Below are 18,026 nucleotides of genomic sequence, written 5' to 3'. Positions count from 1 at the left end.
GCACACCTATCGACTCGATTGAATAGTAAACCACCGTTTTCCGGCAATTTATTTGTGATCTGGGTTGCACGCGTACCGCATACTATCAGATACTGAACAAAACTAACCTTCAGCCACAGTAAACGGCTCCCGCTTGCTGTTCAGGAAATTCAATGAGTTCAGATAATCAGTCGACCTACTTCTTTTTCGATTACGAAACATGGGGCGTTAGCCCAGCGAAAGATCGCCCGAGTCAGTTCGCCGGTGTTCGTACCGACCAAGATTTCAATATTATCGGAGAGCCTTTGGTTATCTACTGCCAACCTCCTGCTGATTACCTGCCTGGACCTGAAGCCGCATTAATAACCCGTATTACACCTCAAAAAGCCATGTCTCAAGGCCTACCTGAGCCTGAGTTTATCGCTAAGATTCATGCCGAGCTTGCGAAGCCAAATACGACGAGCCTTGGCTATAACAGCATTCGATTCGATGACGAAGTAACGCGATACACCTGTTACCGTAACTTTATCGACCCATATGCGTGGAGCTGGCAGAACGGCAATTCACGTTGGGATTTACTGGATGTGATGCGTGCAGTTCATGCACTGCGTCCTGAAGGTATTAACTGGCCAACGAACGATGAAGGTTTTCCAAGTTTCAAACTGGAACATCTATCGGTGGCAAACGGTATTGAACACGAAAACGCGCACGATGCGATGGCTGATGTTATTGCGACTATCGAACTGGCTAAAAAGTTAAAGACCGCGCAACCTAAAATGTTTGATTACCTATACAACATGCGCCACAAGCGTAAGTTGAATGAGTTAGTCGACATCGTAAACATGACGCCTTTAATGCACGTTTCTGGCATGTTCGGTCGTGATTGTAATTACACAAGCTGGGTGGTGCCTATGGCGTGGCATCCGACTAACCAAAATGCGGTTATTGTGGTCGACCTAGCGAAAGACCCAAGTCCTTTACTGGAAATGGATGCGGATGAACTAAGAGAAAGGCTTTATACCAAGCGCAGCGAGCTTGCTGAAGACGAACTGCCAGTACCAATCAAACTGGTACAACTCAACAAGTGCCCTATTCTCGCGCCAGCAAAAACGCTCACTGCTGAAAATGCTGAAACGATCGGTATCGATCGTCAACAGTGTTTGAAGAATCTAGCCCTATTACGTGAACATCCAGAGATCCGTGAAAAGCTGATCGGTTTATATTCACAAGAGCGTGAATACGAGAAAAGCAATGACGTAGACACACACCTTTACGACGGCTTCTTTTCACCAGCTGACAAGACCGCGATGAACATCATTCGCGAAACTGACCCAAATAACTTGGCAGCACTGGACATCACTTTTAGTGACGAACGTATTAAGCCTTTGTTGTTCCGTTACCGCGCTCGCCATTTCCCATGGACGCTAGACGAAGCTGAACAACTGAAATGGGCTAACCACTGTCGTGAGTATTATGAGAGTCGTTTAGAGGATTATATGTTGAACCTCGAAAACCTCGCGCATGAACACGAAAGCGACGAGAAGAAAATGGCTATCTTAAAAGCGGTTTATCAGTACGTAGAAAAGTTAGCTAGTTAATTCATTATCAAGAGATGTGACACTTTGAAAGAAAGATTGATCAAACTCGTTTACTGCTTAATCTCCTTCACCTTAATCATAGGTGCTCTCACTGCAGGCAACGCGTTACAACAATATCTAGAGACCTCTATCCCAGGCAGTATCTTTGGCATGTTGATCCTATTTACTGCCATGGTGATAGGTATCGTCCCTTCACATTGGGTACAGCCCGGTGCCAGTCTGATTATTCGTTTGATGATCTTATTGTTCGTCCCAATCAGTGTTGGATTAATGGATCACTTCGACATGCTTATCGCCAATGCTTTGCCAATCATGGCAAGTGCAGTTGGTGGAACGCTGATCGTATTGGTGTCTCTATCATGGTTCTTAGACCGCTTGCTTTCGAGAGGTAAATAATCATGTGGATTCTACTCACTATTGTAGTGTTCCTGTTTGCTCGCTGGGTAAGCCAGAAAGTGAACTCACCGCTGTGCAACCCTTTACTGATCAGCATTGGCATCATTATTCCTATTCTGTTGTTCTTCAAGGTCCCTTTCGAGACCTACTACGCAGACAACACTTGGATTACTTACATGCTTCAGCCTGCGGTTGTGGCGCTTGCTTATCCGCTATATGAACAGTTACCTCAAATTCGAGCGAACTGGCGCATCATCACCTTTGCTTGCACGCTGGGCAGTGTGATGTCGATGACAACAACTGCATTGATTGCGGTCGCCTTTAAAGCAGATCTGAGCCTAATTGCCAGCCTGCTGGGTAAATCGGTCACTACACCTATCGCAATGGAAGTCTCGAGCCATTTAGGTGGTGAAGCGGCTATTGCTGCGATTCTGGTTTTGATTGTTGGTCTGTTTGGGGCAATTTTTGCTTACCCAATCTATAACCTGATTGGTATTAAGAGCCCAATCGCCAGAGGGTTAACCATGGGGACGGTATCTCACGCATTAGGCACTGCGACATGTGCTGAAAAGAATCAAGAAGATGCCGCATTCAGTTCGTTGGCATTGGTTCTTTGTGGGGTTATCACCTCAATCATTGCACCAAGTATATTTTCACTCGTGGTTTGGTTCTATTCTTAACCACTTTGATTACAGTTTGTACTTATAAGCGCTCTAATAGATGAGTTGGTAAATAACTAAACTCACTGGTTCGCGACTTTTAAGCGTTACAGATATAAATAAGCCCAAGCACAACCTGATTATTTCAGTGATAGCTTGGGCTTTTTTCTCTCATTTATTCATCAATACGTGACAAACCAAACTCAATTTCAAGCAATAAGTGCGATATCAATGGTAGTTTTTGTCGTTGCAATCGATTTCATCTGTGACCTCACTCTAATTATGCAAACCAATGTAACAACAACAATGCAATGGTGATCACCATCACAGAAAGATTCTGAGTATTGCATAGAATTAAAGCCTAAGGTCAATTAAGGATTCAACATGAACAGTCGTATTACCCTGGCGCTGGAAAGTGCTCCAACATCAATGAAAGCGCTTTTGAGTGACATCGTATTAGCAGACAACTTTGACGCCACTATCTCTAAAGAGCAGTTTCAATGCTTGTTGGATGCAAGCGGCCTTTCTGATAAAGAAGCTCGCCTAGCTTTACTGCCAATCGCAGCAGCATACTCTTATGCGCCGCTTTCTGAATTCTATGTTGGTGCTATCGTGCGTGGCCTATCTGGTCGCTTGTACTTCGGTGCAAATTTGGAAATTGCCGGTGCACAACTTGGTCAAACGGTTCATGCTGAACAATCAGCCATCAGCCATGCATGGATGAAGGGTGAAGAAGGCCTTTCTGATATCACGATCAACTTCAGCCCTTGTGGTCACTGTCGCCAATTCATGAACGAACTGACGACGGCAAAAGAACTTAAAGTTCAATTACCACAGCGTGATGAAATGTCACTGCAAGAATACCTACCTGACTCTTTCGGCCCTGCTGATTTGGGTATTACTACTGGCCTAATGACTAAGCTGGATCACCAGTACACGTCAGAAGAAACTAGCCCTGTTGTGGTAAGCGCACTAGCAGCATTAAACCGTAGCCATGCGCCATATACTAAAAATCTAAGCGGCGTTTCACTACAGCTAACAACTGGCGAAATCTTTACGGGTGCATACGCAGAAAATGCAGCATTCAACCCTAGCCTACCGCCACTACAAGTCGCACTTGTGCAACTGAAATTGGCTGGCTTCGATTTCGAACAGATTGAAAACGCAGCCTTGGTTGAAATCGCGGATGGCAGCATTAGCCACTTAGCGGATACTCAATCGACGTTGGAAGCGATTAACCCCGACATTCCAGTGACTTACTTAGCAATTTAAGTACATGTAGTTAACAATATTTTAAATAAGCAGCCCTATTTTACAGGGCTGCTTTTTTTATGCTTCTAATTCACGCCACAAGTCACGCAAACGTTTGCTTTTATTCTTCAAATAAGTATGATCACCCCGTTTTCAATCAATCGTTCAAAAGATCGGAAGGAATTTCTATGTTTGGTACCGCTACTCGTGAAAATGCTACTCGTGTACTTCTATTAGGTTCAGGTGAACTGGGTAAAGAAGTTGCTATTGAGTGCCAACGTTTAGGTTTAGAAGTTATTGCATGTGACCGCTATGCAGACGCACCAGCGATGCAAGTCGCACATCGTAGCCATGTACTAGACATGTTAGATGGTGATGCACTTCAAGCTATCATCGAACGAGAAAAACCTGATTACGTGGTTCCTGAAATCGAAGCTATTGCCACCAGCAAGTTAGTTGAGCTAGAAGCACAAGGTTTGAATGTCGTTCCAACTGCGAATGCAACCAAGCTAACCATGAACCGCGAAGGTATCCGTCGTCTAGCGGCAGAAGAGTTGAAACTGAGCACGTCCCCTTACCGCTTCGCAGACACCTTCGAAGATTTCTCATCCGCTGTTGAATTCGTAGGTATGCCTTGTGTTGTGAAACCAGTAATGAGTTCATCAGGTAAAGGTCAAAGTGTTATCAAAACACAAGAAGACATCCAAAAATCTTGGGACTACGCACAAGAAGGTGGTCGTACTGGCGCGGGCCGTGTGATCGTTGAAGGCTTCATCGACTTTGATTACGAAATCACACTACTTACCGTTCGTGCAGTCGACGGCGTTCATTTCTGTGCACCAATCGGTCACCGCCAAGAAGACGGTGATTACCGTGAATCATGGCAACCACAAGTCATGTCAGACAACGCACTTAAAGCGGCGCAATACACGGCTGAACAAGTGGTTAACGCACTAGGTGGTCACGGTATCTTCGGTGTTGAGTTGTTCGTTAAAGGCGATCACGTAATCTTCAATGAAGTCTCCCCTCGCCCACACGATACAGGCTTGGTTACTTTGATGTCTCAAGACTCGTCGGAATTCGCACTGCACGTTCGCGCCTTTACGGGTATGCCGATCAAATCAATCACGCAATACGGCCCATGCGCATCAGCGGTTATCTTAGGCCAAGGCACATCGACAAACATCCGTTTTGAAGGCCTTGCAGAAGCGCTAGATGCACCACAAACACAAGTTCGTCTGTTTGGTAAGCCTGACATTGATGGTCGCCGTCGTCTTGGTGTAGCGCTTACTCGCCGCAACAGCACAGAAACAGCAATAGAAGACGCCATTGAAAGCGCTGCAAAAGTAAAAGTGATTTACTAACCAGCTATTCAATTCTGAACAATAAAAAAGACGGGCTATCGAGCCCGTCTTTTTGTTCGTTTTGGCTGTTGGCTTAAAAGCAAACTCAGCTTAAGCGTCAGACTCAATCAAATACACTTCTTCACTGAATCGCGACAAGCCTTTCTTCGCAATCTTAGGGTGTTCATCGTCTGCAATATCTTGATTCAACAAAGTGATCTTATAACCTGCAAATAACTGATCGATCTCTAGCTTAGGCACGCTAAACGGAGGCCCTGCCATTTCGCTTTGATCATAGTCCAATGTCACTAATAAAATCTTGCCGCCTGGCTTTAACAGTTGCTTCAAACGTTCCACATATTGCACGCGAATTTCAGAAGGCAAAGCCACCAAAGAAGCACGATCATAAATGATGTCAACTGGCTGAATGGGCGCAGTGAAGTAGTCACCGGTGTAAACACTCAGCTCATCGAATTGATAAAGCTCATGTTGGCCACTGATTTGAGTCACTGTCGGCGTGTAAAGGTGCTCAGAGAAAAATGCGCGAACCGCAATCTGGCTTAACTCAACACCTTGAACCTCTTCATGCTTGGTCGCTAACCAAATCAAATCTTCACTCTTACCACACAGAGGCACGAAGACACTCTTGTCGTAACTAGGGTTGGTCTTTTGCCAAAACTCGATAAGAAGTGGATTTACATCTTCAAGGTGGAAACCAATTTGATTGGCTGCCCATTTATTGTGCCAAAATTCAGGATTATTCATCTTTCGTTCATGTTAAACAGTCATAATGCAAGGGTACAGTATAGAGAAGTAAGAGCAACCTTCGCTTGATTCAAACTTGAAAACGACGCGAGTTAACAAAGAAGATTGCCGAGGTTCAAAGTTCTCAAAATTTGGGAACAAACGCTTAAATGATTTGTCTATATCTTCACATTTTAAAGCAATATTAAACGTTAGAGTTGGTTTCGGTCTTAACTAACCCCATCTAATATATAGCGAGATTGGTTAGTGTAGTTAAGCTGTTTTTACTCTTATGCGTTACTGGTTACCCCTTTTGATTACCCGTTTTTGTAACCTTGTATTTTGGAGTTTGAATGAGTGTATTTCTCCGTACGACGGCCCTAATGCTTCTAGTATTGAGCCGAGCGCCTGCATTCGCAGCAGCACCTGTTTCAACGAGTTCAACTGATCAATCGCGCACTCCTGCGCAAAACCAAGTTTCATCAAACGTATTCCGCCACAGCCTTAGCGGCTTATACGGCATCAAAGCATTCGACTCACGTCCGACTCAGCCTTATACCGACTTCGATATTCTGTACAGCAAAGCTCATCAAGCTCAGGCTGAACTAGAAACCATCTGTAAAAGTACCGCCCTACTGACTAACTCAGACGCCCTATTTGCTGGCGTTAAATCTCAAGCACGAGCAGAAGAGAAAATTGACCTTGAGTTAGATGGCGATGTATCAAGAATTACCGACTTAGCCCGTGCAACCATCATCGCTAACGATGTTGAAAGCTTGGTTGAAGTTTACGAAGCACTAAGCCGCGAAGCGGATGTGGTAAAAGTAAAAAACAAATTCAAATCACCGGCTGATTCTGGCTACCGTGATTTGAACCTTTTGGTTCGTTTACCTAAAACCAATGTTATTGCCGAAGTTCAGCTTCACTTGAGAGCTATCGCTGATGTGAAAAGTGGTCCTGAACACGAGCTTTACGAAATCATCCAAGGCATTGAGCGTCACGCGATTGCAGAAAAACGTCCGATTAACGATATCGAAGCGGCACAAATCAACAGCCTAAGACGCCAATCTCTAGAGCTTTACCAACAAGCATGGCAGCCTTACATTACAACGCACATTAAAGCGGCATAACGCAAACCGCATAATATCGATAGACACCAAAAGGGCTGCACTCGCAGCCCTTTTTAATTCTTGTTTGATAAGCAAATCGTTCACTTGTCTGGCACAACCTCTCCGTTCCAAACTATTGGTGATAATACTCTTTAGAGCGGTTATACAAATCCAAGGGTTTTAACGTGCTGTAAAATGCAGCCGCGTCTTGTAAGTCTCTATCTGACAAAGATTTCACTACCGACTGCATGTATAAGTCTTGGCGTTCATCGCTTTTAAAATCACGTAATTGCTTAAGGATGTAACTCGCCTTTTGTCCCTTTATGTTTGGGTAAGATTGCACAAAAGGAATGATCTTATCGCCATGGCACTGGCTACAAAGGTTCTGAGCTAGTTTCTCGCCCGCAACCAAACTTGGTATATAAATCTCTTCGTCTTCGACCTTCACTTCCATTTTGTGCGCTATCTTAGTGTGGGATTCAGAATGTTCATCAGAGCATGCAGAAAGCAACATAACGGCAATCGCAGGCGCCAGAAATATAGACACGAACGTCATTGAATTTGTCGTCATTTATGCGCTCCCGGCATTGGTGGCATCAAGGCACTATCAATAGGCTTACGACGATACTTGTTCATGTCGATGCCTTTGTCTTGGTAGTAAGTGCTCAGGTAATCCAGTACTGGATCCCACGTATCAGACAAGTCCCACAAGCCTTGAGTATCAACCATCCATTGAATCGTCTCTCGCCACTGCTCTCTAGTGCCGCTGTTTTGAGCCACGATTAGGCTGGTGTGACACGCATTACACTGGCCATTCACCACTTCCCAGCCTGGAGCCATAATTAGGCCAGATGTCTTGTCTACACCGTAATACTCTTTTGGATTTTCTGGAATCTCATCGGCATGTGCGAGCATCGAGGTTAACAGGCTACAGACCAATGCCGCTCTCACTATGCCTTTCCGGTAAGAACGCTTGCTTACGCCTGTAAACCGAGCGTGAACAGAGTTGGCGTGCGTAGGATTATCATAAAGAGGCTTATCGTTAATTTGCTTCATCACGACACTCGGACTGCAATACGGTGACAACCATTGAACAAATAGCCTTTCGGATTCCATTGCGGTTGCACAACGGGCTGGCTGTCGCCTTCGCTGTCCGTCGCTTTTGCCCAAATCTCGTAATAGCCCGTCATTGGAAGGTCTAAATCGGCCTCCCATTGCTGCCATGCGCCTTTATTGACGGGTCTATTAAGCTTCGCATCGTGCCAAGTGGTACCGTAGTCGTAACTCACTTGCAGCTTCTCAACGGTTCTTAGCCCTGCCCAAGCATGACCGCTGACCGTGACTTTTTTACCAAGCGAAAACTCAGTTCCGCTCTTTGGTGAAGTAATTAACGATTTGACGATCATCTCTTCAATGATTCGGAAGTCTTTGTTATCGACTTTCTCGCCTGGTGCTATCGGATGTTTTGGCACTTGATAAGCAGGTGCAGCCATCTTGTGGCCATCATGAATTTTATTACGAATACTAATGCCTGTGGTGCACTTCTGAGAAACCGAGGCTGGACGCCCACCAAACACAGTTCGAAGTGGGAAGCCATGAAGGTATGGGATAGGCTCTCCATTCATTTCCCATGCAATCAATGCGTTATCATTCATTGCAGCCGCAATAGGTACACCGCGAGAGATGGCCTCGCCTTTACCACTTAAGTGTTTATCAAAGCCGTGATTTCCTACGTAAACCGCATCGTCTTTAATGCCACAATCTTTAAGAACATCACTGAGCAAGACACCAGTCCATTGCGAACAATAAACGCCTGCGTTACTCCATTGGTTCCCCTTGGTACTTGGATAGAAGTTATTGCGACTGTTACCACCACACTCCAACACCAAGCTCTGAGTATGATGTTTAAACTTGGATTTAAGCTCTGCAAGCGTGTAAGTTTTACTTTCTTTCACTGACTCGCCTTTCACTTCAAAAGTCCAAGTCTCAGGATCCATTTCTGCAAAATCTGGCATCAAGCCATTCCATCGAACAAAAGGGACATCTGCAGGTGTGACTGCTGGAGCAAGCATACTTTCTGGTGGGTAGGCATTCAGAGGATTGGTATTCAAAACAGTGTAGTAATCAGGAAGATCTTCGGCTTTTGCCCACGTTAACGCGTTGATATCGAGTGCTGCCAAATCTTCAGGTCGATTAGCCGCAAATACCCAAGAAACCGGCAATGCGGAAACGGCAGTAGCGGAAAGCGCAGCTTTAAGAAATTGTCTTCTGTCTAAACTCATTGAGGTGACCCTTTTTGATTCAGTGTGTAAAAGTAGTTGGCTAGTTTCTCGATATCATCTTCAGACAAAAGTTGAGCTACTTTAGACATGGTTTTGTCTTTGCGTTTACCACTCTTAAAGTTCGACAACTGTTCTGTAAGGTAAACCTTGTTTTGCCATTTCAAATTGGGAATCGAAGGATATGATGTATCTTCGCCGCTACCGTGACAGGCAACACACATATTCGCTATTTGCTGATACTCCGCTGCTGTGACTGCCACAGGCATAAGGAGCAATATCAAAGCTAGAAAGGCTTGTCGCAAAGTTTATCCTTAGTATTTGAACGGTTAAATAGGTTAAGTGATTGTTAATGTCGCGCATTAAATCAAATTGATTTGTTTATTTAAATTCAAACATATTTAACCTTCGTTTATTAAAACTAAACGATCACCGGCACGGCTATGAGTGAGGCAACAAAGACACCGCTAGTGTGAGATTTAATGAAAGAAGTACGGCTTAGAAAAAGGTATGTAACGCAGAAATGATGAGGGTTAACCTGAAAAGGGTTCAGACAGAAAAGCAAAGTTTAAGAGATGAAGTTCAGGGAGCGAACAAGATGTATCGAAACGAGAGGATCTAATAGACTTAAGATACGCGCATAGGAAACGGTATTGTTGTTGTACCAAAAAGATGTTTGAAGTGAGACGATTACTGTAGGTTAAAATGAGTCAGATACAAAAAGACCACGCTAGGCGTGGTCTATTGCTTGGCTACTTCTCGATTTTAATATTCTCGACACGGGCCTTTAGTTTTTGTCCCGGTCTAAAAGTAACAACACGTCGAGCAGAAATTGGAATGTCTTCACCAGTTTTCGGGTTACGACCAGGTCGTTCGTTTTTCTCGCGAAGATCAAAATTACCAAAACCAGACAGTTTTACCTGTTCGCCATTTTCGAGTGCTTTACGAACTTCTTCGAAAAACACTTCAACCGTTTCCTTGGCATCCCGCTTGCTGTATCCGAGTGTCTCAAACAGGTTCTCAGCCAAATCGGCCTTCGTGAGTGCCATAAAACTTTCCTCAAAGCTATGTTAAACATTGCTACCATCGCCAGTAGCGCCAAAGCATTTACCCTATTCAATCAATGAGATAAGGTCATTTACAAGGAAAGTGTATGCCAAGCTTCTGATTTTCGCCAACTTTTTTATCTCAACTATTTAATTATTCTTTCAAATCAGAAAGATAACTCGCTTAAAATTTCACATTAATAGCTAAAAACCATCTACTCAACAGCTATCAAATGGAGTTATATTTCACAAAAACAAAAATATTCAGAATTTAAAACTTTAGCGACCTAAATAATAATTTTTGAGACTTTTCTCCGATACCCAATAAAATCAGCCACTTGATTTGATACGGGACTCAACAGAGGTTACTAAATAAGCGTTATTAAATATGAGATTTGTATCATTTCAGAATTTAATTCGAATTGGCCTGAATAAAACCTTACTGAATTACGCTTTCCCACGGAGTTACTTGTTTAGAAGTTAACCTAATAAAGCTCACCTATGCATAAACAACCTAACCAATACAGCTAGTATTGAACATGGCTGGTCGATGCTCCATCTACGTACCAGTTTGCTCCAGAAACAAAACTCGCAGCAGGACTCGAAATAAAGGTTACCACGTTGGCAACTTCATCAGGGTTTGCCAATCGGCCCATTGGGTTTCTTTCGAGAACTTTCTGGAAGGTCTCCGGATCTTCACGCTTACACCTCCCCCAAAGGCCATCAGCAATATAAGTATCTCCCGGTGAAACGGTATTAACCCTTACCTTACGGACGTAGGTCAAAGCCAGAGATTTCATGTAATGCGCAAGCGCGGCCTTTCCGGCGCCATAAGCATTAGCGTGACAAGCGGTATATCCGCTCGCTTTCGATCCAATATAGGTGATTGCGGCGTAATCCGATTCAAGCAATTTGGGTAAAACCAATGTAATGGCATGCTGCGTTGCACCAATGTCCTTTTGCAGTACATCTTCCCATTCATCAGAAAGTGCACTCACGTTAGGAACAAAAACATCGATACGAGGAATAGACGCAATCCAAGCTTTCATTTGAGCCGGATCATGGGCGTCAACTACCTTGCCAACAACTCGTTCCGCCTTGTTTCCGAGCAGCTCATACAACCTATCGATTCGATGTTGAGAACGACCACAAAACCAAATGTTCGCTCCTTCGTTGGCAAACCCTTCCACTATTTTAGCCCCAATTCCGCTCGAGCCCCCTGTAACAACAACATTGATATTATCTAATCCCAAATCCATCGTAATCTCTCAAAGTAGTATTAACCATCTAAATTAGTATCGTTAATAGCCCCTTCCCATTCAAAACAAATAACAAAAGTGACACTATGTGATACATTGAGGGTATGAATAAGTAACAGGATAAAGTGATGGATACGCTCAACCGACAAATTTGTAGCGTTATAAAACGGCATTTAAAAAAGACAGGCATATCTTATAAAGAGGTTTCAGAGTTCACTGAAATGTCTGAAGTGAGTATCAAACGGCTTCTTAATGGCCATCAATCGCTTTCCATTCTCAAGCTACAAAAGATATGCGAATTAATTCAACGCCCTCTATCCGCAATTCTCTCTGAGGCAGAAGAATCATTGGCCTCGACCTCACTATTTACTGATGAACAAGATGCGGCCTTTTGTGGAGAGCCCGCGCTGTTTACTATTTTTCAAGAGATCGTTAATGAAGGGGCAAATGCTCAACAATTAATGGCTCGTTTTGACTTAAACAAACCTTCACTGCATATCTACCTAAGAAAGCTTGAACAGCTAAAACTGATTGCGATGTTATTCGACTTGAAGTTCCATGTCATTGTGCCTTCAAATACGGCTTTCTCTGAACACGCTCGATTTAGCGCGACCTTCAAGAATCAAGTCATCGATGCACTGAAACAAGCGGTGCAATATATTAATGCTGACAACAAACAAGCTTATTTTATTACGACCAAATTTAGGCTGACCGAAGAAGAATTTAAAGACTACAACCTTAAACTTGAAAAATTAATGTTAAAGACCGTAAAACTCAGCCAATCACGCAGTCGAATGACCGAAGGGTTAAACGACTATGCCATTGTCGATATGGGTGCCAAGGGTATTTTCCACCCAACACTCAAAAAGCCAGTAAACTTGGTTTAGGAACAGCTCAGTACGCTCATTATCCCGTAGTAATTCCTTCGCTCTTATTGCGTAGCGAGCCTCCTCGCTGCGTACCCAACCCAGAACATATATCGATCATTCCCTTGAGTAGTAACCCTAAACAATGACAACAAAGTTTGTTTCTCACAATAAAATGATATGTTATAACATATCTACATAATTTCTAGTTTTGTGGATTGAATGAGAGATATTGAAGAAATCATTGAGCATGTAAAACAAGGCTGCAAAGTCAGTGGCAAACAATTTACGGCAAAACGACAGTTAATACTGCGAGCCTTGATACACGCCAACAAAGCACTTTCTGCGTATGAAATCGTTGAATATTGTAAAGAGCACTTTGATCAGCATGTTCAAGCAATGTCGGTTTATCGGGTATTGGAGTTTCTTGAAGATCAACACTTAGCGCACAAACTTAAAGTCTCTAACAAATACATACTCTGCGACCATATCCTTTGCGAACATGAGCATGGTATTCCTCAATTTTTAATTTGCTCAAAGTGCGACAAAATCAGTGAGCAAACCATCGACCCTGCCACGATTAATGGACTTCAATCCCACGCTAAGAAGGAAGGATTCACTGTAGTCAGCCCTCAATTAGAGATTAACTGCGTATGTGATGAATGCGTCGATACATAAATGCCCGGCTCCATCAATGGTGGCAACCCATTAGCATTACGAAAAAATAAAAGAGCTCAATATGTTAAGAAGAAACCCTAGTGGCCACATGCCGAATGTCTCGGAAACCGCCTTCATTGACCCAACGGCCATCATCTGTGGCAAAGTCATCATTGAAGATAACGTGTTTATTGGCCCCTACGCCGTCATTCGCGCCGACGAGGTCAACGAAAAAGGTGACATGGAAGCCATCGTGATTAAGCGTGATACCAATATCCAAGATGGCGTGGTTATTCATTCAAAAGCAGGTGCCGCGGTGACCATTGGTGAACGCTCGTCCATCGCCCACCGTTCGATTATTCATGGCCCTTGTGAGGTCTGTGACGACGTCTTTATTGGCTTCAACTCCGTAGTCTTTAATGCGGTGATTGGCAAAGGTTGCGTAATTCGCCACAACTGTGTGGTAGACGGACACGACTTACCTGAAGGCTTCCATGTCCCACCAATGACTAACATCGGTTCAGGTTTCGATTTGAACAGCATCTCAAAGGTCCCACCTGAGTACTTTTCGTTTTCAGAATCGGTCGTTTCAGCAAACCATACCCTTGTTCAAGGTTACCGGAGAATTGCCAATGAGCTCTGATAAAACGCCGATCTTGGGTGTTCCGACCAACATCATTACCGGCTTTCTCGGCGTAGGTAAAACCACTGCGATTCTCAACCTAATGAAGAACAAACCCGCAGATGAAAGCTGGGCTATTTTGGTGAACGAATTTGGAGAAATTGGTGTTGATGGCAGTTTGATCCAAGGGAACGACAGAAAAAAACAAGTATTTATTCGTGAAGTACCTGGCGGCTGTATGTGTTGCGCGGCGGGCTTACCGATGCAGATCGCACTGAACCAACTGCTGTCAGAAGCAAAGCCCGATCGCTTATTGATTGAACCTACGGGGCTTGGACACCCGAAAGAAGTGTTAGAGGTCTTGTCTTCAGAGCATTATCGCAAAGTGTTGTCACTGCAGAAAAATATTACTTTGGTTGATGCCAGAAAGCTCTCTGACACGCGCTATTCTGAACACGATACTTTCAATCAGCAAATCACCATTGCCGATACCATTGTGGGTAATAAAGTCGATCTCTACAAAAGTGGCGATGCAGAACAACTGGCTGAGTACGTCGCACAGGTTTGTCACCCAGACACCAAACTCATATTTGCCCATCACGGTAAGATCCCTTCCGACGAGTTCTCTGGAAACACCAATTTTTACCATCATCAAGCTCATGGGCACCATCATCACCATGATCATAAACAAGATAAGCCACTCGCTTCTGAATTACCTATGCCAGAAAGCGGCATGATAAAGGCGAGTAACCAAGGTGAAGGGTTTGAAAGTATTGGTTGGCGATTCGCGGCTGACAAACTGTTCGACCGTCAGCAACTGCTTAAGGTATTAGTTGGGCTCAAAGCTGAACGGATGAAAGCGGTGTTCATTACTCAAAGCGGTATCTTTGGTTACAACCTTACGGAAGATGGTCTAACAGAGTGTGAGTTGGATGAGTGCATTGAAACCAGAATTGAGGTGATTGGTCAGAGCATCGACAGTGACCTAGAAAACCACCTGATTCAATGCTTAGTCAGTTAATCAATGAGAGCAAATAAAATTATCTAAACTATCTCAGAAAACTAACCACTCTTTAAATCGAACCATTAACTCAACAAGGCGTACTTTTAAGTGTTGGACTCAATGGTCTATAGTTCATATGGCAAGCACTTAATGTTGAACGAAAAAGTTCGGTATATCATTGGTCTTTTTCTGATAGCTAAACGATATAGTCTCAATCACGTTCCTCCTATAGAGTGCGTACCGCATCCTTTTAATGAATCAGCTTAGGCGACCAAAATGTCAAAACACACAATCAAAGTACTATTACCTTTACTCCTTCTTCCATTGTCAGCTTTCGCTTCTGACTGCTCACAAAAGATTGGTTGTGAGAAAAAAGCGTGTGAGATTGAAATGAAAATTGAGATCGCCAAAGCCAACGGATATGACAACAAGCTAGAAGGACTGACAGACGCTTTGGACCAAGTAAATACATACTGTACCAACGAAGAATTAAAATCAGAGTTAATCGATGACATTGAAGACGCGCAAGAAGAAATCGTAGAGTACAAAGAGGAACTTCAAGAAGCGCAAGACTTCAACGAAGACGACAAGGTCGCTAAGTACAAAAGAAAAATATCCGAAGAAAAAGCAAAGGTTGAGGAATACAAACAAGAGCTTTCGACATTAGATTAATGTTTGACTCAATGATTAGGAAACGTGAACAATCATCGCTAAACCATTATTTTATAAGGCCTCGCAGTTGCGGGGCCTTTGTATTTAAACTGGACTGTAATGCGATGACCTCTATGTGTATTGGCCATCAAACACATGTTTACGACTGCTTTACTACTTTTCCCACTAACTTGGCAGTACCAGATCCCGCCGGCTTCACAATCAAACCGATACCAACTAGAAACAGTACAGATGCAACCACTTGAGCAACTGACAGTACCTCGTCATACATAAAGTAACCACTGATCAATGCGAAGATTGGCACTAGCAAGGTTAACGGTGCCGTCGTGCTTAACGGGTATTGGATTAACAACTTATTCCACACCCAGTAACCAAATAGCGTGGTTGGGTAAGCCTGAAAAAGCACTGCAATCGTTGTGTTCCAATCCCATTGTTCTATCCCCTGCCAAATAATTTGGTCACCGTGCAGCATCACGGCAAACAACACTAATGGCACCGGAGCAAACAGCATGCCCCACACGTTAAACGCAAAGGCCTGAGTGGTCTTAGACGCCTTAACAATCACGCCCATTAACGTCCAACTGCACGCCGCAATCATAATCAAGATAACGCCATTGAGTGTCACATTGCCCGTTGCTGCAGAAACCAACACCGCCAACGCGCACATCGCTAACATCGCACCCATTAACTTGCGAACCGACGCACTTTCTTTGAAAACCCATACCCCAACGGCCATACCGATTAGTACATTGGTTGATAGCAATACCGATGAAAGCCCAGAAGAAAGCCCAGCGGTGATTGACCATGAAGCCATGCCCCAAATACCCACACCAAATACAAAGCCATAACTCACTAAATAACGCCAAGCGACCTTAGGTCTCGCCACAAAAAATATCACTGGAATCACCGCTAGCGAGAAACGCGCGGCCGTTGCCAACAACGGATGAACATTGGTCACACCCATCTTTATCATCGAGAAATTGAATCCCCAAATTGCCATCACGAACACCGCTAACAACAAATCATTTCTTTTCATACTGACCCCTCCTTTGTTTTGAAAGAGTATCCCTTGATCAATAAAACCAGTACAGATACAATTTTTACAATAAAAACCAGTACAGTTGACAACAGTCGTGACCATGAGTATCTACAGAAAGCTTGCTAATCAATTTATTGATGAGATTGAAACAGGGAAAAGACCCGAAGGTGGGCGCATGCCTTCGCTGCGTCAATTAGCTAAACAACAAGCCATCAGCATGTCGACCGTAGTGAGCTGTTACCAAGAGTTAGAATCACAGGGTTGGATTCATTCTCGACCGCAAGCGGGCTATTTTGTCTCGCCTCACAAGCCTGTTCATTCAACGCCTGAGTGGGCACAGTTTGAAAGTAAGGTTTCCAGAGTTAGACAAACTTCATCGACTCACAATTCTATCAATGGGCCTTTAGGGGTCTCTAGCACCGCCAATGATGAACAATCGATTGTAGAACTAGAACGTAGTTTCCGACGCTCTATCAAACGTATGGGAGACAGACTCAACCATTATCCTGATACACAGGGCGATCCGATGTTAAGACAGGCTTTGTCGACCCACTTCGCCAAGCTCGATGTGCACTTTTCACCGGAAGAAATGGTGATCACTGCTGGCTGCATGTCGGCAATTAAAGCTGCTCTTGAATCGTGTACCAAAGAAGGTGACACCATTGCCATCAGTTCTCCTTGCTTCAACGGTATTTTGGAGTTGCTTGGCAAGATGTCTCGTCAGATCATTGAGATCCCGTCTTTGGATGATGGTGTCGACCTACAACAACTGGAAACACACCTGAAAAATAAACGTGTGGATGCCGCTATCTTTTGTACCTCACATATGAATCCTCAAGGGATCAATATGTCTGCTAGTCAAAAGCAGAAACTGGCTGAATTGGCGAATCACTATCGAGTACCAATCATTGAAGACGACGTGTATCTAGAGCTCTCATATTCTTCACATACACCACTGCCTGCAAAATACTATGACAAAGGTGGGTACGTGCTGTGGTGTGGTTCGGTATCGAAAAGCCTGTCGCCAAGTTATCGTTTAGGCTGGTGCTTACCGGGAAGATATTTAGACGAGTACAAGGCTCAGTTTTCTGTAGCAAGCTACGGTGTTGCCCTACCCACTCAGCTTGCGGTTGCTGACTTTATCGAATCTGGCCAATACGCTAAACACGTTAGAAGAAGATGTACTCAGATCCTTTCGTTGCGTCAGCAATACCTTAGTTATTTAGCCCAGCACCTTCCTCAAGACGTGAAGATAAGTAACCCACAAGGTGGCATGGTGCTCTGGTTGCAAATCCCAAATTTGAACCAGCAAACTTTTGCTCAAGCGGTAGCTGAACAGAATCTTGATATCAGGCTCGGACACCTGTTCAGTACGCTCGAGCTCTACAGCAACTGCCTACGCATCAATTTTGGTTATTCGCTTGAGGGAGAAGCCAAGCAACAGTTGGATGACTTGATTAAGCTTATCCACCAATGCGTGAACGGTTAGCCTTACCCAATCTGA

20 protein-coding genes are annotated in these 18,026 nt (G+C 43.9%); 12 read left to right on the top strand and 8 right to left on the bottom strand.

Features of this window, described 5'->3' with window-relative positions; genetic code table 11:
- Window positions 1–152 precede the first annotated feature (152 nt).
- From sbcB to purT, 5 genes are all read left to right on the top strand, one after another.
- The gene (gene sbcB, locus AC3CKG_RS06900; protein WP_488529076.1) at window positions 153–1,577 is read left to right on the top strand and encodes an exodeoxyribonuclease I; all 1,425 of its coding nucleotides are present in this window, start codon (window positions 153–155) and stop codon (window positions 1,575–1,577) included.
- Window positions 1,578–1,601: 24 nt separating this feature from the next.
- Window positions 1,602–1,973, top strand: a complete 372-nt coding sequence (locus AC3CKG_RS06895; RefSeq protein WP_017080643.1) for a CidA/LrgA family protein — start codon at window positions 1,602–1,604, stop codon at window positions 1,971–1,973.
- 2 nt (window positions 1,974–1,975) lie between these two features.
- The gene (locus AC3CKG_RS06890) at window positions 1,976–2,653 is read left to right on the top strand and encodes an LrgB family protein (protein WP_017104495.1); all 678 of its coding nucleotides are present in this window, start codon (window positions 1,976–1,978) and stop codon (window positions 2,651–2,653) included.
- 363 nt (window positions 2,654–3,016) lie between these two features.
- Entirely contained in the window at window positions 3,017–3,904 is an 888-nt protein-coding gene (gene cdd / locus AC3CKG_RS06885; protein WP_017104496.1) for a cytidine deaminase, read from the top strand.
- A 167-nt stretch (window positions 3,905–4,071) separates the two neighbouring features.
- Entirely contained in the window at window positions 4,072–5,247 is a 1,176-nt protein-coding gene (gene purT, locus AC3CKG_RS06880) for a formate-dependent phosphoribosylglycinamide formyltransferase (RefSeq protein ID WP_102518702.1), read from the top strand.
- Window positions 5,248–5,337: 90 nt separating this feature from the next.
- On the opposite strand, the gene AC3CKG_RS06875 is transcribed toward purT, so the two are convergent.
- Window positions 5,338–5,991 (bottom strand): thiopurine S-methyltransferase, encoded by a 654-nt coding sequence (locus tag AC3CKG_RS06875; protein ID WP_488529075.1) that lies wholly within the window; start codon window positions 5,989–5,991, stop codon window positions 5,338–5,340.
- 332 nt (window positions 5,992–6,323) lie between these two features.
- Between AC3CKG_RS06875 and AC3CKG_RS06870 the strand changes: the two genes are divergently transcribed.
- Entirely contained in the window at window positions 6,324–7,100 is a 777-nt protein-coding gene (locus tag AC3CKG_RS06870; RefSeq protein WP_017104499.1) for a RelA/SpoT domain-containing protein, read from the top strand.
- Between the two features lie 112 nt (window positions 7,101–7,212).
- Here the strand turns inward: AC3CKG_RS06870 and AC3CKG_RS06865 are convergent, their stop codons facing one another.
- From AC3CKG_RS06865 to AC3CKG_RS06840, 6 genes are all read right to left on the bottom strand, one after another.
- Window positions 7,213–7,650 carry a c-type cytochrome gene (locus AC3CKG_RS06865; RefSeq protein WP_280619993.1) on the bottom strand — a complete coding sequence of 146 codons (438 nt, stop codon included), beginning with the start codon at window positions 7,648–7,650 and terminating at the stop codon, window positions 7,213–7,215.
- Window positions 7,647–8,135, bottom strand: a complete 489-nt coding sequence (locus tag AC3CKG_RS06860; protein ID WP_488529074.1) for a cytochrome C — start codon at window positions 8,133–8,135, stop codon at window positions 7,647–7,649. The genes AC3CKG_RS06865 and AC3CKG_RS06860 overlap by 4 nt, the downstream gene beginning before the upstream one ends.
- Complete coding sequence (locus AC3CKG_RS06855; protein ID WP_488529073.1) at window positions 8,135–9,361, bottom strand: sulfite oxidase; 1,227 nt, start codon at window positions 9,359–9,361, stop codon at window positions 8,135–8,137. The genes AC3CKG_RS06860 and AC3CKG_RS06855 overlap by 1 nt, the downstream gene beginning before the upstream one ends.
- Window positions 9,358–9,663, bottom strand: coding sequence for a c-type cytochrome (locus AC3CKG_RS06850; RefSeq protein ID WP_122056205.1), 306 nt, complete (start codon window positions 9,661–9,663; stop codon window positions 9,358–9,360). The genes AC3CKG_RS06855 and AC3CKG_RS06850 overlap by 4 nt, the downstream gene beginning before the upstream one ends.
- 447 nt (window positions 9,664–10,110) lie before the next feature.
- Window positions 10,111–10,407 carry an integration host factor subunit alpha gene (gene ihfA, locus AC3CKG_RS06845; RefSeq protein ID WP_004734853.1) on the bottom strand — a complete coding sequence of 99 codons (297 nt, stop codon included), beginning with the start codon at window positions 10,405–10,407 and terminating at the stop codon, window positions 10,111–10,113.
- Between the two features lie 524 nt (window positions 10,408–10,931).
- Window positions 10,932–11,663, bottom strand: a complete 732-nt coding sequence (locus tag AC3CKG_RS06840) for an SDR family NAD(P)-dependent oxidoreductase (protein ID WP_488529072.1) — start codon at window positions 11,661–11,663, stop codon at window positions 10,932–10,934.
- A gap of 128 nt (window positions 11,664–11,791) precedes the next feature.
- Here AC3CKG_RS06840 and AC3CKG_RS06835 point away from each other — a divergent pair, with 128 nt between their 5' ends.
- The 5 genes from AC3CKG_RS06835 (at window position 11,792) to AC3CKG_RS06815 (ending at window position 15,483) form a co-directional block, all read left to right on the top strand.
- Window positions 11,792–12,550 (top strand): helix-turn-helix domain-containing protein, encoded by a 759-nt coding sequence (locus AC3CKG_RS06835; RefSeq protein ID WP_488529071.1) that lies wholly within the window; start codon window positions 11,792–11,794, stop codon window positions 12,548–12,550.
- A 201-nt stretch (window positions 12,551–12,751) separates the two neighbouring features.
- Window positions 12,752–13,207, top strand: a complete 456-nt coding sequence (locus AC3CKG_RS06830; protein ID WP_065103661.1) for a Fur family transcriptional regulator — start codon at window positions 12,752–12,754, stop codon at window positions 13,205–13,207.
- A 61-nt stretch (window positions 13,208–13,268) separates the two neighbouring features.
- Window positions 13,269–13,829 carry an LbetaH domain-containing protein gene (locus tag AC3CKG_RS06825; RefSeq protein WP_488529070.1) on the top strand — a complete coding sequence of 187 codons (561 nt, stop codon included), beginning with the start codon at window positions 13,269–13,271 and terminating at the stop codon, window positions 13,827–13,829.
- Complete coding sequence (locus tag AC3CKG_RS06820) at window positions 13,819–14,829, top strand: CobW family GTP-binding protein (protein WP_488529069.1); 1,011 nt, start codon at window positions 13,819–13,821, stop codon at window positions 14,827–14,829. Before AC3CKG_RS06825 ends, AC3CKG_RS06820 begins: the two co-directional genes overlap by 11 nt.
- A gap of 258 nt (window positions 14,830–15,087) precedes the next feature.
- Entirely contained in the window at window positions 15,088–15,483 is a 396-nt protein-coding gene (locus AC3CKG_RS06815) for a DUF1090 domain-containing protein (protein WP_280619986.1), read from the top strand.
- A 139-nt stretch (window positions 15,484–15,622) separates the two neighbouring features.
- On the opposite strand, the gene AC3CKG_RS06810 is transcribed toward AC3CKG_RS06815, so the two are convergent.
- Complete coding sequence (locus AC3CKG_RS06810) at window positions 15,623–16,519, bottom strand: EamA family transporter (protein ID WP_102513845.1); 897 nt, start codon at window positions 16,517–16,519, stop codon at window positions 15,623–15,625.
- 103 nt (window positions 16,520–16,622) lie between these two features.
- Between AC3CKG_RS06810 and AC3CKG_RS06805 the strand changes: the two genes are divergently transcribed.
- The gene (locus AC3CKG_RS06805) at window positions 16,623–18,011 is read left to right on the top strand and encodes an aminotransferase-like domain-containing protein (RefSeq protein WP_488529068.1); all 1,389 of its coding nucleotides are present in this window, start codon (window positions 16,623–16,625) and stop codon (window positions 18,009–18,011) included.
- Window positions 18,012–18,026: the final 15 nt, after the last annotated feature.

This window comes from Vibrio sp. QJM3NY_15 (genome assembly GCF_057785995.1).
Note: the sequence above shows the minus strand (reverse complement) of the source record. Positions and strands in the feature narration are given on the sequence as shown.

Excerpts from the sequence above, each read along its gene's own strand:
- cdd (WP_017104496.1), top strand. The coding sequence starts at position 3,017 with ATGAACAGTCGTATTACCCTGGCGCTGGAAAGTGCTCCAACATCAATG.
- AC3CKG_RS06865 (WP_280619993.1), bottom strand. The coding sequence starts at position 7,650 with ATGACGACAAATTCAATGACGTTCGTGTCTATATTTCTGGCGCCTGCG.
- sbcB (WP_488529076.1), top strand. The coding sequence starts at position 153 with ATGAGTTCAGATAATCAGTCGACCTACTTCTTTTTCGATTACGAAACA.
- AC3CKG_RS06825 (WP_488529070.1), top strand. The coding sequence starts at position 13,269 with ATGTTAAGAAGAAACCCTAGTGGCCACATGCCGAATGTCTCGGAAACC.
- AC3CKG_RS06870 (WP_017104499.1), top strand. The coding sequence starts at position 6,324 with ATGAGTGTATTTCTCCGTACGACGGCCCTAATGCTTCTAGTATTGAGC.
- AC3CKG_RS06805 (WP_488529068.1), top strand. The coding sequence starts at position 16,623 with ATGAGTATCTACAGAAAGCTTGCTAATCAATTTATTGATGAGATTGAA.
- AC3CKG_RS06820 (WP_488529069.1), top strand. The coding sequence starts at position 13,819 with ATGAGCTCTGATAAAACGCCGATCTTGGGTGTTCCGACCAACATCATT.
- AC3CKG_RS06875 (WP_488529075.1), bottom strand. The coding sequence starts at position 5,991 with ATGAATAATCCTGAATTTTGGCACAATAAATGGGCAGCCAATCAAATT.
- AC3CKG_RS06815 (WP_280619986.1), top strand. The coding sequence starts at position 15,088 with ATGTCAAAACACACAATCAAAGTACTATTACCTTTACTCCTTCTTCCA.
- AC3CKG_RS06810 (WP_102513845.1), bottom strand. The coding sequence starts at position 16,519 with ATGAAAAGAAATGATTTGTTGTTAGCGGTGTTCGTGATGGCAATTTGG.
- AC3CKG_RS06835 (WP_488529071.1), top strand. The coding sequence starts at position 11,792 with ATGGATACGCTCAACCGACAAATTTGTAGCGTTATAAAACGGCATTTA.
- ihfA (WP_004734853.1), bottom strand. The coding sequence starts at position 10,407 with ATGGCACTCACGAAGGCCGATTTGGCTGAGAACCTGTTTGAGACACTC.
- AC3CKG_RS06860 (WP_488529074.1), bottom strand. The coding sequence starts at position 8,135 with ATGAAGCAAATTAACGATAAGCCTCTTTATGATAATCCTACGCACGCC.
- AC3CKG_RS06890 (WP_017104495.1), top strand. The coding sequence starts at position 1,976 with ATGTGGATTCTACTCACTATTGTAGTGTTCCTGTTTGCTCGCTGGGTA.
- AC3CKG_RS06830 (WP_065103661.1), top strand. The coding sequence starts at position 12,752 with ATGAGAGATATTGAAGAAATCATTGAGCATGTAAAACAAGGCTGCAAA.
- AC3CKG_RS06840 (WP_488529072.1), bottom strand. The coding sequence starts at position 11,663 with ATGGATTTGGGATTAGATAATATCAATGTTGTTGTTACAGGGGGCTCG.
- AC3CKG_RS06855 (WP_488529073.1), bottom strand. The coding sequence starts at position 9,361 with ATGAGTTTAGACAGAAGACAATTTCTTAAAGCTGCGCTTTCCGCTACT.
- purT (WP_102518702.1), top strand. The coding sequence starts at position 4,072 with ATGTTTGGTACCGCTACTCGTGAAAATGCTACTCGTGTACTTCTATTA.